The organism is Streptomyces fractus (assembly GCF_049844455.1).
GTDB lineage: Bacteria > Actinomycetota > Actinomycetes > Streptomycetales > Streptomycetaceae > Streptomyces > Streptomyces fractus.
Genome location: NZ_JBMYHI010000002.1, coordinates 8457983 through 8471957, shown reverse-complemented (window position 1 = coordinate 8471957; position 13975 = coordinate 8457983). Strand labels below are relative to the sequence as shown.

The following is a 13975-nucleotide window of genomic DNA, read 5'->3' as shown; positions in this document are numbered from 1 at the left end:
CCGCGTGTCCCGTGACGAAGAGAACCCACTGAGGATCGACCGATCCGGCCATAGCCTTGTTCTGACATTGAACCGCCCTGCGGCGCTCAACGCCCTGACTACGCCTATGGGCGTAGCCATCGCCGACGCGCTCGAGGATGCATCCGCTGATGATGACGTCCGCACCGTCATCATTACAGGCTCGGGCCGCGCCTTCTGTGCCGGCGCCGACCTGAAGGAATCCCTGGCCGGTAAGCCCGAAGTGCCTGAAAAGTACAAGGCGTGGGGCTGGGGCGGATATGTCAGGCACTTCATCAACAAGCCAACGATCGCAGCGGTCAATGGCCTGGCGCTCGGCGGTGGCATGGAAATCTTGCTTGCCAGCGACCTCGCCGTGGCGCATGAGAGTGCAGTATTCGGTCTGCCGGAGGTGAAGATTGGCACCCTGGCAGCGGGAGGCGGCTGTTTCCGCATCGCAAATGAGCTCCCTCGAAAATCAGCAATGAAACTCTTGCTTTCCGGAGATACGATCGACGCCGAAGAGGCGCTGCGCCTCGGGCTCGTCAACGAGGTGGTTCACGGAGAACGGGACGTACTGGACGCCGCCCTCGAAGTAGCCGAGACCATTAATCGAAACGCACCCCTGGCGGTTCAGGCCATCAAGCGAATCGCCTACGGCGTGGGGGGAGATTCCCAGCCTGACGAGAACTTCTGGCGTATCACCTACGAGGAGCAAGCTGCGATCCTTCGCACCGAAGATGCGACGGAAGGCCGCCGTGCGTTCGTGGAGAAGCGGAAGCCTGTCTGGCAGGGTCGTTAGCCTCGATCGTTCATGAGTCCTCGTCGGTTCGCTGACGAGGACTCTGTGCTTGCGGGGTCGGTGACGACGAGGAACACCTTGCCCACGACCTCGTACACGTCCGGTGCGGGGTGAAGGGGTATCCGTGGCTGACGCCTGACGGGGACGAGGCCGCCTGGCGGGCGGCGTCCTGAAGTCTGTCACCCGGTCGCGCTCACGAGGCTCCCCGCGAGCTGCTGCCATTGGTGTGCGGGGCGACGGGCCGCTGGCTTCCTCGTTCTCGTAGAGCTCGCGCAGGAAGCAGCGGCGGAAGACCAGGACGGTTCCGAGCTCAGCCGGTGGTGAAAGGGTCGAGCTGAGCGACCGGGTAGCGGCCGCCCGCTGAGCCCTTGGGGGCGGATTCCCCTTGATCCGCTCCACACACCCCGCGCCCCTCGACCGGCGCGAGCTCCAGGTCCGACGGGAGCTGGATGGTCAGGGGCACCGGGTAGGGCTGCTGCCATCCGTTCCTTCATCCGTCCTCTCCTTCGGACGCCACGGGGAGCGGCGGCGCTCACGGACGCGGGAGGGATTCACTGCGCACCATGCGGGACGGTTGTCGCTTCTCAGTCGTCCAGGAGCACGACGTGCTTGCCCGGCGTGGTGCCGGACTCGACGTCAGCTTGGGCGTCACCGACCTGTTCCAGACCGTGGTAGACCTTCGCGACCGGGACCTTGAGGCGCCCTTCGGCGACGGCCTGGAGCTGGTGGGCGAAGACGTCGGCCGGGAGGTCGGCGGCCTGACCGCCGTAGGAGGTCAGCCGCACTCCGCCCGGGATTGTGAACGGGGTGAAGTCGGGGATCGTCCACTGGCCCGCCAGGGCTCCGGTGAAGCAGGCCGTGCCGTGCCGGCGGACGGTGCGCAGGGTGTCCGCGAGGACCGAGCAGCCCACCAGTTCCAGTGCGGCGTCGACACCGTCCGGCATCAGCTCGCGCACCTGGTCGGCGAGGGCACCGCCGTCGACCAGGGGATGGTCGACGCCCGCGGCCCGCAGTTCCCCGGCCCGGCCGGGGTTGCGGGTGGTGGACAGCACTGTGGCTCCGATGTCCTTCGCGATCGTGGCCGCGCTCAGCCCGACCGTGGAGGTGCCGCCGCGGATCAGCAGCGTCTGCCCGGCCTTGAGGTCCAGGCCTGTGGTCAGCGATCCGTAGGCGGTCTGGAACATCTCCGGAAGCGCACCGACGACATCCCACGGCAGGCCGGTCTCGAACGGGATGACCTGCGCCGCGGGGACGGTCACGTACTGGGCGTACGCGCCGTCGTACGAGCGGCCCATGCCGCCCATCATGGTCGCCACCTGCTGTCCCGGCCGCAGCCCGCTGTCCTCGTCGACCTCTTCGACCACACCGACACCCTCGATGCCGGGAATACGGGGGTAGGTGACCACGGCATCCGACCCACCCTTGCGAGTGGTGACCTCTGACTCGTTGACGCCGAACGCCTTCACCTTGATCCGCACCCAGCCGGGCTTGCGGGCGTGCACCGGGACGTCCTTGATCTCCAGTGCGTCGAGGCCGCCGGGTCGGGTGACGACGACGGCTCGCATCGTGGCCGGTGCGGCGCCGCCTGCTGTCGGTTGACTCATGCCGATCCTTACTCTGCTCGCCCCCTGGTGCGCTGTTCTCTACCGCCCGCCGACCGTCAGGGACGGTCAATTCCCTCCCACAGGTCGAGGGCCTGCTGGTAGTGGTCGGTGGCCTCGAAGGGAGGGTTGCCGACGCTTTCCGCGGTGGGCCGGTCCCTGACGGCCGGCCACAGACTGCTCTGCTCGCCGGTGGCGAAGTCGAGCACGATGTCGCGGACACGCGTGTCGCGCTCGGCCTGTTCTGCGCTGCGGCCCGGCTTCTCCTGGCCGACCAGGGCGTACATCTCGGTGCCGTGCACGGCGGGCACGCCCTCGGCGGGCCCGACCACCAGGAGGTGGGCATTGCCGCCGGCGGCGGCGTGGGCCAGGGCGCCGCGGGCTGCGGGGAGCCCGAACACGTAGTCCGTCAGGAGTGCGGCGCGGACCTGGGCAGGGGTGCGGCCGCCCTGGTCGTAAGCGTCGACGATCTTCTTGGCGCGGGAGCGAGGGATGCGCCACCCCGCGACCTCGTCGACGATGCGGTCAGTCGTGCCCGGGTCGAAGCGGGCGAGGTCGTTCGCCACCCACCAGCCCATGTCGTCACTGGCCATGCTCAGCAGCACGTCGACATCACGGATTGCGCCCGAGGCGAGGACGTCCAGGGGGTGGGCGTGCAGCACCGCGCCGGGCTGCCCGGTGTCCAGGACGACGCCGAGGCTCTTGCTGTCCATCCCACCGCGGGCTCCAAGGTCGGTCGGCGTGACCTTGTGCAAAGCGGCCACCAGGGAAGCCGTGTCGAGGTCGAGCAGCTCTTCAGGGTTGTCCGCGATGCCGAGTTCGGTGACGAACCGGTGGGCGAGCTCCTCGGCCCACCAGGCCGGCTGGAGACGCGAGGGCCCGGCGGAGAACCCGGCCAGACGCCGGTACAGGCCGTCCGCCGAAGAGGCGCCGAGCAGCCCGAAGGTGGAGTAGGCGCCGCCGCTGTGGCCGTAGACGGTGACGTTGTCGGGGGCGCCGCCGAAGTGGGCGATGTTCTGCTTGATCCAGGTCAGCGCGGCGATGACGTCCTTCAGGCAGAGGTTGCTGGCCTCGGCGAGGTGCCCGCCGTACTGCGACAGCGACACCGCGCTCAGCGCACCGAGCCGGTAATTGACCGAGACACCCACCGCACGCCCCGACGCGGCGAGACCGGCGGCGTTCGAGGTGATCTGCGTGTTCGCGCCGAACTCGAATCCGCCGCCGTGGATGTAGACGGCTACCGGCAGCGCCTTTCCGGCCGGCTCTGGCGCCCACACGTTCAGGTTCAGGCAGTCCTCGCCCGACCCGCTGTCCGCTTCGAGCCAGGCGCCGGTGTCGGGCTGGACGGTGGCGACGCCCTTGCGGTCGTAGGGGAGGTCCGGATCGAAGTCCGCGACCACGGGGCGGCGGTACCGCTCAGCTGTGGCATACGGGATCCCCCACCAGGACCGCACTCCAGGTGCAGTCGGAGCCGTAGGTGCGGCGGCGGTCATGGCATGTCCTTCGGGTACAGGGAGCGTGTTACGTCGGGGCTGCGGCGCCACCTCACGGACGGAGGGTGTCGCGGCACACCTCCATGCTGTGCCGATTTCCGCCAGGTCGGCCATTCGGCGGCGGACAGTTCATGGTCAACAGGCGACACGATGCGCTGACCGGACGCGGCGGGAACGCGCCCGAGCAGCGCGGGGCGCCTGCACGCGGATGGTCACGTCGATGTGCGGGGGCATCGGGCGCACTCGGGACTCCATGCGGGTAGCTCATCGTCGGCCGAGCAGGCACTGCCTCGCCCGGGTCCCTCCTGCCACGTGCCACGTGAGGGCTCGGGCCGGGTTCGAGCTGAAGCAGCTCGAACCCGGCCCGGCCCACTGTCGACGCAGTCCTCAGTCTCCGGTGTCGGAGGAAGCCCGCAAGAGCACGGGCGGCCGAGTGGTCACAGACACCTCGGGGACCACACCCAGCCACTTCTCCACCTCTACCAGGGCGTGTTGTGCGGTCGTGGCTTGCGATAGACGGGAGGCCGGCCGGTCCGCCGTCAGCACGTTGGGATTGCCGTGCCGGCAGAAGGACGGATCATCGGGATCCGGGTCGTACCAGGCCCCCGCCGAGAGTTGCACGACGCCCTGCCGGACCGCGTCCGACACCACGAGGCCTGCCAGGCAACTCCCCCGCTGGTTGTGGACCCGCACGACGTCGCCGTCCGCCAGACCACGAGCGGCCGCGTCCCCGGGATGGATGCGCAGAGGTTCCCGGCCCGCGGTCTTCGCGCTCTGGCTCGTCGCGCCGACATCGAGTTGGCTGTGCAGCCGGGTCTTGGGCTGGTTGGCGATCAGGTGGAGGCCGTGGGTCCCGGGCCGCGCCTTCCCTTCGTCGTGTTCGATCCAGACGGGGTGGCCGGGGCAGTCGTCGTAGCCGAACCCGGCGATCGTCGAACAGTGGATCTCGATCTTTCCGCTGGCTGTGGTCAGCGGGTACTGCTCCGGGTCCTGACGGAACTCGGAGAAGAGCACCTGTTCCTTGTCGATGACGGGGATCGATATGTGGTCGCTGTTCCAGAAGGTGTCGAAGTCGACGACGTCGACGGCGTGTTCTGCGAGCCGGTCGCGCCACGTCGCGTACAAGTGACGCAGCCACCCCATGGTGTCTCGGCCTTCGGTGAAGGTGTCCTCGGGGTCGAGCCGCCTCGCAAGCGCCGCGAAGATGTCGTAGTCGTCGCGGGACTCGCCTGCGGGCTCCGTGAGGGCGGGCATCGGGAAGAAGGCAGGGTCGTTGCGTCCCGCCCCGTAGTCGTCGCGCTCGATGGACATCGTGGCGGGGAGCACGATGTCGGCGTGGCGGGCCGTGCTGGTCCAGAACTGTTCGTGGACGACGACCGTGGCGGGCTTCGTGAACGCCCTGCGCAGACGGGCGAGGTCCTGGTGGTGGTGGAAAGGGTTGCCTCCCGCCCAGTAGACGAGCTCGATCTTGGGGAGGGTGATGCGACGGCCGTCGAAGTCGGTCTCGCGCCCCGGTGTCAGCAGCGTGTCCGCGATCCTCGCCACCGGGATCCCGGTCGTCTCCGCATTGCGTCCCTGAGGCAGCGAAGGCGCACTGGCCACCCGTTTCGGCAGACCCACGTCGGCGGTCGCGCCGTAGCCGTGCTGGAATCCGCCGCCCGGCAGCCCGATCTGGCCGAGCATGGCCGCCAGGGTGACGCCCAACCACACTGGCTGCTCGCCGTGCTGCTGGCGCTGGAGGGACCAGCTCAGGTTGATCATCGTGCGGGACGCCGCCATCTCCCGCGCCAGCCGCACGATGCGATCGGCGGGGACAGTGGTGAGACGCTCCGCCCAAGCCGGGTTCTTCGGGACGCCGTCCACAGTGCCGCGCAGGTACGGCAGGAAGCGCTCGTACCCGACGCAGTGCGTGGCAAGGAAGGACCGGTCGGCGAGCCCCTCGGCGTCCAGCACGAACGCGAGTGCCAGCATCAGGGCGGCGTCGGTGCCGGGCAACGGTGCGATCCACTCGGCCTTCGCGTCCGCGTAGGTGTCGTCCGCGAGCGGTGAGACGTCGACGAAGCGGCACCCGTTGGCCACCGCGCGCCGGATCGCGGCCCGGGCGGGGTGACGGCCGATACCGCCGGGGCCGACCGCACTGTTCTTCTCTGACAGTCCGCCGAAGGCGAGGAAAAGCTCGGTGGTCCGGCTGACCACCTCCCAGGAGGTGGCACCCGCCATGATGGCGTCGGCACTGCCCACCACGTGCGGCAGCAGAATCCCCGACGCGCCGTAGCTGTAGTCACTCCATCCGGCAACGTATCCCCCGAGGGTGTTGAGGAACCGGTGGATCTGGCTCTGCGCGTGATGGAACCGCCCCGCGCTGGCCCAGCCGTACGAGCCGCCATACACGGCGGACGGTCCGAACTCCCCGTACACGCGGTCGAGTTCACCACTCACCAGGTCGAGGGCGCGGTCCCATGACACCTCGACGAAGGGTTCGGTGCCGCGGCCCGCTCCGTTGCCGGGCCCGTGCTCGAGCCACCCCTGCCGGACGGCCGGCCGGAGCACCCTTGTCGGGTGGTGCTGGGCCGTGGACACGTTGTGGATGAGGTCACGCGGATCCGGATCGCCGGTCCACGCCCGGACGGATGTCAGTGACCTCCCGTCGCTCTCCGCTTCAAAAGCTCCCCAATGTGTCAGATGCGTCGGCATGATCACGCTCTGTTGTCACGGCCTCGGGCCGTTCAGCCCTGGTCGGCGGTGGGACGGCACGCATTCGTCGGCTTCCGAGCGGTCGGCCCATGGTTCGTGCGCCTTCCGAGCTTTGTGGAGGATGGTGCTCGGTAGCGTCCAGGCGAACGACTCCCATGCAGCTGGTCGTGCGACGACCAGCAAGACCAGTGGCCCGCACGAGGAAGGACGGTCTCCGCGTGTTTGACCCGATGGACGTCTTGTCGAGGATCGAGGCGGCCGGCGTACCAGTGGAGACCACGGGGCCCCGCCTCGCCGCGTACGCCGACGACGCGTCCAACTACGGGGAACGCGATCGGCCTCGGCTGCGTACTCGCTTCTCCCGGCGAGGCACGTGGCGTCCTATTCCGGAACGACGGGCAGCTCGATGTACGACGGGCGGCGAGCATCGTGAAAGAGCCGCTGGTGCGCGGTGACGAACTCAGTTGCGTGCTGGTTGCCTGCGTTCAGGTTGCGGTCCCATCGAGGGAAGCAACTGTTCGTGACCTGCACCCTGAGCCTGTGTCCGGCCAGGAACACGTTGCTCGTCGACCACAGATCGATCGCAATCTCCTGAGTCTCGTCGGCACCGCTGTCCATGCGGACGATGCCGTCGCTCAGGTTCAGCGATCGCCCGGCGGGGTCCACGTCACAGAGTCGCGCGACCCAGTCGGTCGACGGCGCCGAACTCTGAACGTGCAGACGTACACGGATACGCCCTGTGACCTCGAGGTCCTCCTCGAGCACATCGGAGGTGAAGACCAGTACGTCGGATCGCGACTCTACGAGCGCCTGGTCGAGGGGGCCTCGTCCGGGGCCGAGGCCGAGTGGCCCACCGCACGTAGGGACTGGGTCGGCGGGGTCGTAGTCGATCTCACTCGGCTTTGCGTCGACGGTCGGCGCTGTCGTGCTGAGGCCGCCATCGGCATGCAGGTGCCAGCACTCGACACGGGAGCGCTGAAGTGGCCAGGTTGCCTCGTTGCGCCATTCATTGCGTCCCATCACGAATATGCGTACCGGGGCCGAGGTGCGCGCAGGCGCGTCATCCGTTGTGTGGCGCCGGAGGAATGCGAGCACCTCATCGCTCCAACTCCCGTTCGGGTGTGCCCCTGCGTCCCGCATCGACATGATCCCGAAATCCTGCGCGCCGATCCGGTTGCCGAAGTCCTCGTGCGTCCACGGGCCGATGATCAGCTGAGACTCCCGGCCGAGGTCACGCATGGTGGTGAAGCTGTCGATGGTTCCCTGCAAGCAGCTGTCGAACCAGCCTCCCGTGTGCAGGCTGGGAACCTCGACGTCCGCGTGGCCACCGGCCACACGCATGTGTTGCGTAGCCTCCGCATCGTTGGCCGCGCCCGGTTCCACGAACATCGGCGTGCCGTGACGACGCAGGACGGGCAGCTCGGCCACCGGCAGTCCCCAGTAACCGTCCTTCTCAAGGCTGTCGAAGTCTTCAATCAGGGCGGCGGTGCGCGCGGCCCTCTCGTCATCAGCCAGTTCCTGACGCGCCAACCAGTCGAAACCGGCCGACAGCGACCACGACGTGATGACCGTCATCTGGATGGCACCACCGCGCGCCACCAGGGCTTCACGCGGCTCCGTCCATGTCATCAAGGGTGTGATCGCCTTCAACGCAGGCGGCTGCTCAAGCGCGGCCCGCCATTGCGTATGACCGCAGTAACTGCCACCGAGCATGCCGACCCGGCCGTTGGAGCCGGCAAGCTCGGCAGCCCAGGCAATGGTGTCCGCGCCGTCACGACCCTCGTGGCGCAACGGCTCCCACACACCGTCCGATGCATACCGGCCGCGGACATCCTGGATGACCACCATGAACCCGCTGCGGGCCACCTCTGTGGGCGAGAACCCGTTCCACACGTTGTCCGCCGCGCCGCCCTTGTTGTACGGCGTGCGGATTACCAGAGCCGGCCAAGGTCCGTCTCCCGCAGGCCGATACACATCAGCTCGCAGCACGACGCCGTCGCGCATGCGCGCGGGGACATCGAACTCGACCTGCACCGCCTGGGTCGTCTCCTGCTGTTCCGGTGCTGCTGTCATGCCGGTTCTCCTCTACCTCGACGCTCGTTGGCACACCGCGTTCAACCTCATGGCTGATGTGGACTGTTCTGCCGCCGAACGCCTACGGCACCGAGGGCGACGGCGCGCCCGGGCTGTGTACGTCGTGGACCTGGTCACGGAAGATCCACCGCAGTGTCTCCGGGAGCACCGCACCAGCGTGTCTGAGGCTGTGCCCTCCGGTGCCGAACACGAACATCGAGTCATAACGGCGGTACTTCAACGCCGCGTCGAGATCCTGGTTGGCGATGGGGATGTTGCCATAGACGATGTCGACGTCACGCTTCCCCGACTGGTGCCACACCCGGATCGGCTTGCGCGGCTCGCGCCGGACCATGCTGGGCAGGTTGTTCGCTCCCAGGATGTTGATGAAGCTTCCACAGTGCGAGATCACGTTCCCGAACTCGTCGGGGCGATGGAACGCGGCGGTGAAGGCACCGGCGCCACCGGAGCTGAATCCGCAGATGACGCGGCCCTTCGGATCATTCGTCAGCCGGACCTTCGTCCGGATGACAGGAAAGAGTTCCTCCACCAGGAATCCTGCGAAGACCTCGTCGACCGTGTCGTACTCCACGGCACGGTTCGTGCTCCCGCCGTAGATCGGATATCCGGGTCCGATCTCCCCCGGGTTGTGGAAGAGGCCGACGGTCATGGGGATCTCGCCCTTGTGTACGAGGTTGTCCAGCACCGTGGTGGCGCGACACTGCTCTCCGACGTAGTCGAGGCCGTCCAAGCAAACCATCAGGTTGACCGACTCCGCCTCCTCGGCGCCGTGCGGGAGGTACAGGTAGACGCTGCTGGGGACGTCCGGGTAGACCGTGTGACTGGTCCAGCGGAAGTGGAAGTACTTTCCGGCCGGCACACCCTCCTGCGGAAGGGAGTCGGACGTCAGGTGGTACTCCGACACGATGTCGTTCGCGTAGTCGAAGGCGGCAAGGTCCTTGCTGGGAGTGTGACTCTCGTCCGACAGGACCGCCTCGGGTGACATCCCCCAGTGGTCGAGATCCACCAGCTCGAGCTCGATCATGCTTGCCGGCGCTTGGGTCATGGTGTTGTTCCCCTGTTCTTCTCAGGCTGTCGAGATCGTGTATTCGGCTCATCGTTCGAGATCGTGCGCGCAACCCGATGCGTTCCACTTGGATCGGCTGCGGGCTCGAGCGGTCCATCGAGCGAGCTCACGAGTGTTCTCACCCGGCTCCGGTCGCCTGCTTCGATCGCGGCGACCAGCTCGCGGTATCGCCCGACGAAGGCCGTGGCCTGTCCGCTGGCACTGAGAGCACTGCACCTTCTCGCTCGTGCCTCTTCTGCGTGCGTCACCATGGAGACGGGCATCATGTCGAGGCAGGTGCGTGGTGCGAGTTCGAGGATCGCGGCCCGCAACTCGATGAGCTTGCCGACGTCGACGGCGCTCCCCGCATCGTGCAACAGAGCGCGGGCCATGACCGTTGCCCGGGGCGCCGGCCGAGCCAGGGCCTCGGCCACCGCCTGCTGTTCGAGCGCCCGGAGAACCTGGTCACCGACTCCGGCGTGCCCCTGCGCCCCCTCTGCGGTCACGCGAGCCATCGCCTTGCGGGTGGCTCGACGAACCTGCTGGAGGTCGGCATCGGCACCCAACGAAGCCGCGATGAGTCGGCGGGTGTAGGGATGGGTGGGTTGTTCCGTCACCACGCCGGCGTCGCCCTCTTCCACCAGGTGCCCCTGCTGCAGGACGGCGATCCGCGTACTCATGTGCCGCACGACGGCCAGGTCGTGGGTGATGAACACGTACGCCATTCCACGCTCTCGTTGGAGCTCGAGGAGCAGATTGAGGATCTGCGCCTGAACGGAGAGGTCGAGGGCGGACACCGATTCATCACAGACGACGAGCCGCGGCTCGGGGAGCAAGGCGCGGGCGATCGCGATCCGTTGACGCTGCCCACCCGAGAATTGAGCGGGGAACTTCGCCAGTGCCGACCGGTCAAGACCCACGCGCTCCAACATGGCGACCACGCGCGCACGCTGATCCGAGTGCGGCATCCTGGGCAGGGTCGCCATGGTTTCGCTGACGCTCTGCTCGATGGTGCGGTGAGGATTGAACGAGCTGTAGGGATCTTGGAAGACCGCTTGGATCTGTGTGCTCAATGCCCGGCGCTCGCGCCGAGAAGCGCGTGTGACGTCACGTCCGTCAAAGGCGATCGTCCCCCGCGTGGGCTGCACGAGCCCGAGCACACAGTTACCGAGTGTCGACTTGCCCGATCCGGACTCGCCAACAAGTCCGAGAGTCTCCCCGGCGCTGATACTGATGCTGACATCTTCCAGCGCAACTTTGTCATTGCGCCGTCCCCGGCCGCGGTACAGCACACTCAAGTCGCGGATCTCAATCAATGCACTCATGTCGCCACCACACCTGATACGTGGACGCAGCGCGCACTGGCGCCTGCTCCAAGCTCAACCATCGGGATGGGTCCTGTTGTGCACGCCTCCTCAGCGGAGTCGCACCGGCCTGCGAATCGACACCCCTGCGGCCAGGACCCCGGCGTCGGCACCGTGCCCGCGATGACTGGCAGCACTTGGCGGGGCGAGGTACCGACGGACGACGACTGCAGCAAGGCTCGGGTGTAGGGATGCTCTGGTTTGGAGATGAGCGACCGGACATCTGCTGTCTCGACGACTTGCCCGGCATACATGACAAGGGCGCGGTCGCAGCTCTCCGCGACGACCCCCCAGTCGTGCGTCACGAGAATGAGTGCCATCCCGCTCTGCTCCCGAAGGTCGCGGAGCAGGTCGAGGATTTCCGACTGCACCGAGACGTCGAGGGCCGTCGTGGGCTCGTCGGCAATCAGGAGTTCCGGTTCACCCGCAAGGGCCCGGGCGATGGCGATGCGTTGCGCCATGCCCCCGGAAAGCTCATGGGGGTATTTCTTGGCGATCACGCCAGGCTCGGACAGCTGGACGCGCGTCATGAGTTCCTCGGCGATTCGCCGGGCTTGGCTCCGCCCGACCTTCCGACGCAGCCGGACGGCCTCCCTCAATTGATGCCCCACCGTGAATGCCGGGTTCAGGCTGGAGATCGGCTCCTGGGAGATGAACCCGATCCCGAGGCCGCGGTATGCGTTCATCTCACGCTCGTTCAACGAGGTCAGCTCGACGCCCTTGAACGTGATCGAGGCGGCCTGCACGTTGGCTCCCAGGGGCAGCACACGAAGCACTCCCGAGATCGTCATCGACTTCCCGCAACCGGACTCCCCGACGATGCCGACAGCCTCTCCGGGGAGGACGTCGAAGCTCATTGTCTCGACGATCGAAACGTCTTCCTTACCTCGCGGGAGACCGACCGTCATGCGATTCACACTCAGCACGGCGTCTCGCTTCTGAGGTGTCTCCTCGCCACCTGCTGGTGCCGGGAGATGGGAGACCCGAGCGGCCAGGGAGCGCCAGCTGTAGGCCGCGGTCGAGCCGCTCGAGCGGCCCATGTATGCGTCCCGGATGCCGTTTCCGATCAGTGTCAGGCTCAGACTGACGACAGCGATGATCCCCCCGGTGGGCACCAGCATCCAAGCGTCGAGGGGCATCGCATGTTGGGCGTCGGTCACCATGTTTCCCCAGCTGGGCGCCGGGGGCGCCACGCCCAGACCGAGGTATCCGATCCCGGCCTCCACAAGACAGGCGACAGCCGCCACGATGCTGATCTGCGTCAGCGCGGGTCCGGCAACACCGGACAGGATGTGCCGGCGCATGATTTGGGCGCTGGTGAGTCCAGCCACCCGCGCACCGGCGACGTAGGGCTCCTCCCGTACGGCGATGGTCGCGGCATACACCACGCGCGCCAGAGTGGGCGCCATGATGACACCGAGCGTCATCATGGCTGCCGTCTCGTTGTTGCCGAAGATACCGAGGACAACCAGGAGCATCACCAGGCCGGGTACGGCGAGGAGCAGGTCGCACAGGCGCATCGCGACCAGTTCCACCCAACCGCCGAGCGTGCCCCCTGCGATGCCCAACGAGAGACCGATCGCGGTGCACACCGCAACTGCCTGGGCGATGCCCACCAGCGTCACCCGGCCCCCGGCCAGCATCCGGGCCAGGATGTCGCGGCCCATCTGATCGGTGCCCAGCAAGTGGTCTGCGGATGGCTTCGCGTAGGCCTCCAACAGGTTCTGCTCGAGCGGTCCATGCGGTGAGATCCAGGGTGCGAGAACGCAGGCGACGACAACGACCAGCAGGAATAGGCCGCAGACGACCACCAACGGCTGCCGCAGCAGGCGCGAGAGGAAACCTGCGCTGCCCTCCGCGACTGAGCGAGCATCTGCTTTCGATGCAGCGCCTTCGACGACCACGCTCATCGCGACTTCACCTTCGGGTTCAAGAATCCGGTGACGATGTCGGTGAGGAGAAACACCGCGACCACCATCGCGGTGTAGAAGACGGCCATCCCCTGGATGACTGGTAGGTCATGCTTCACCGTTGAGGCGACCATCTGCGTCCCGAGACCAGGCATCCCGAAAATCTGCTCCATGAGAACAGTGCCGCCCAGCAGGCTCACAAAGACCAGGCTCACCATCGTCAGGACGGGCCCTCCGGCGTTCTTCGCGATGTGCTTGAACACGATCCGCTTCCACGGATATCCGTTCGAGCGAAGGCTGCGCACATAGTCGCTGCGCATGGCAGCGAGCATCTCAGCCCGCGTCACGATGGCGACCAGAGCAGCCTCCGCGACGCCCAGGACACTGACGGGAATCACCAGGGACTGCACCCAGCCCGAAGTCGAATCTCCGAAAGGGACGTATCCCGAGACGGGGACCCAAGCCAGGGTCACGCCGAAGACAAGTGAGGCAATCAATGCCAACCAGAAGCTCGGCAAGCCTCGACCTACAACCGCGAGAACCTCGGCCACGCGACCGATGACTCCACCCCGGACAGCAGCGATGATCCCAACGCTGACACCCAGGGCGATGACCAGGAGAAAAGCACCCAGAGTCAGCGACAATGTCACCGGGATTCGCGATGTGATGGTGTCCGTTACCTGTTGGCCGGAAATGACGGAGGTACCAAGGTCCCCCGTCAACGCATTTCGGAGCCAGTCCTCGTACTGCGTCAATACAGGTCGGTTTGCGCCTAGTTGCGCATTCAGTTCCTTTACCGCTTCGGAGGAAGCGGTCGGACCGAGGATCGCCTGCCCTACGGTACCGGGCGCTAGCGAGCTCAGAACGAAGACGACGAGCGAGATGATTCCTACCAGAGGAATCCCCAGAGCCACCCGCCGAACAACAACTGCCAGCATGACCTTCCCTTCACGTTCAGTCGTCTCGAGGCTGCCC

Annotated in this window: 9 protein-coding genes; 1 reads left to right on the top strand and 8 read right to left on the bottom strand. The window is 66.9% G+C overall.

From position 1 onward, the window contains the following. Window positions 1–4 precede the first annotated feature (4 nt). Window positions 5–799 (top strand): enoyl-CoA hydratase/isomerase family protein, encoded by a 795-nt coding sequence (locus ACP4E5_RS40520; RefSeq protein WP_425838431.1) that lies wholly within the window; start codon window positions 5–7, stop codon window positions 797–799. A gap of 584 nt (window positions 800–1383) precedes the next feature. Here ACP4E5_RS40520 and ACP4E5_RS40515 read toward each other — a convergent pair. The 8 genes from ACP4E5_RS40515 to ACP4E5_RS40480 all read right to left on the bottom strand — a co-directional run bounded on the left by ACP4E5_RS40515 (window position 1384) and on the right by ACP4E5_RS40480 (window position 13938). Next, window positions 1384–2403, bottom strand: a complete 1020-nt coding sequence (locus ACP4E5_RS40515; protein ID WP_425838428.1) for an alcohol dehydrogenase catalytic domain-containing protein — start codon at window positions 2401–2403, stop codon at window positions 1384–1386. Between the two features lie 56 nt (window positions 2404–2459). Next, on the bottom strand, window positions 2460–3893 hold the full coding sequence (locus tag ACP4E5_RS40510; protein ID WP_425838425.1) for a carboxylesterase family protein: 1434 nt from the start codon (window positions 3891–3893) through the stop codon (window positions 2460–2462). 387 nt (window positions 3894–4280) lie between these two features. Continuing rightward, complete coding sequence (locus ACP4E5_RS40505) at window positions 4281–6587, bottom strand: molybdopterin-dependent oxidoreductase (RefSeq protein ID WP_425838422.1); 2307 nt, start codon at window positions 6585–6587, stop codon at window positions 4281–4283. Window positions 6588–6968: 381 nt separating this feature from the next. Further along, on the bottom strand, window positions 6969–8660 hold the full coding sequence (locus ACP4E5_RS40500) for a CocE/NonD family hydrolase (RefSeq protein ID WP_425838419.1): 1692 nt from the start codon (window positions 8658–8660) through the stop codon (window positions 6969–6971). Window positions 8661–8742: 82 nt separating this feature from the next. Next, window positions 8743–9726, bottom strand: a complete 984-nt coding sequence (locus ACP4E5_RS40495) for an alpha/beta hydrolase (protein WP_425838416.1) — start codon at window positions 9724–9726, stop codon at window positions 8743–8745. Continuing rightward, on the bottom strand, window positions 9723–11051 hold the full coding sequence (locus tag ACP4E5_RS40490) for an ABC transporter ATP-binding protein (RefSeq protein WP_425838413.1): 1329 nt from the start codon (window positions 11049–11051) through the stop codon (window positions 9723–9725). Before ACP4E5_RS40490 ends, ACP4E5_RS40495 begins: the two co-directional genes overlap by 4 nt. Then, a complete protein-coding gene (locus ACP4E5_RS40485; protein WP_425838411.1) occupies window positions 11048–13000 on the bottom strand; it encodes a dipeptide/oligopeptide/nickel ABC transporter permease/ATP-binding protein in 1953 nt (650 codons plus the stop codon). Before ACP4E5_RS40485 ends, ACP4E5_RS40490 begins: the two co-directional genes overlap by 4 nt. Further along, window positions 12997–13938: an ABC transporter permease gene (locus ACP4E5_RS40480; protein WP_425838408.1), complete on the bottom strand. Its 942-nt coding sequence runs from the start codon at window positions 13936–13938 to the stop codon at window positions 12997–12999. Before ACP4E5_RS40480 ends, ACP4E5_RS40485 begins: the two co-directional genes overlap by 4 nt. Between the last annotated feature and the right edge of the window lie 37 nt (window positions 13939–13975).

Coding starts and splice junctions, on each gene's coding strand:
- ACP4E5_RS40500 (WP_425838419.1), bottom strand. CDS start 8,660: ATGACAGCAGCACCGGAACAGCAGGAGACGACCCAGGCGGTGCAGGTC.
- ACP4E5_RS40480 (WP_425838408.1), bottom strand. CDS start 13,938: ATGCTGGCAGTTGTTGTTCGGCGGGTGGCTCTGGGGATTCCTCTGGTA.
- ACP4E5_RS40515 (WP_425838428.1), bottom strand. CDS start 2,403: ATGAGTCAACCGACAGCAGGCGGCGCCGCACCGGCCACGATGCGAGCC.
- ACP4E5_RS40495 (WP_425838416.1), bottom strand. CDS start 9,726: ATGACCCAAGCGCCGGCAAGCATGATCGAGCTCGAGCTGGTGGATCTC.
- ACP4E5_RS40510 (WP_425838425.1), bottom strand. CDS start 3,893: ATGACCGCCGCCGCACCTACGGCTCCGACTGCACCTGGAGTGCGGTCC.
- ACP4E5_RS40505 (WP_425838422.1), bottom strand. CDS start 6,587: ATGCCGACGCATCTGACACATTGGGGAGCTTTTGAAGCGGAGAGCGAC.
- ACP4E5_RS40490 (WP_425838413.1), bottom strand. CDS start 11,051: ATGAGTGCATTGATTGAGATCCGCGACTTGAGTGTGCTGTACCGCGGC.
- ACP4E5_RS40485 (WP_425838411.1), bottom strand. CDS start 13,000: ATGAGCGTGGTCGTCGAAGGCGCTGCATCGAAAGCAGATGCTCGCTCA.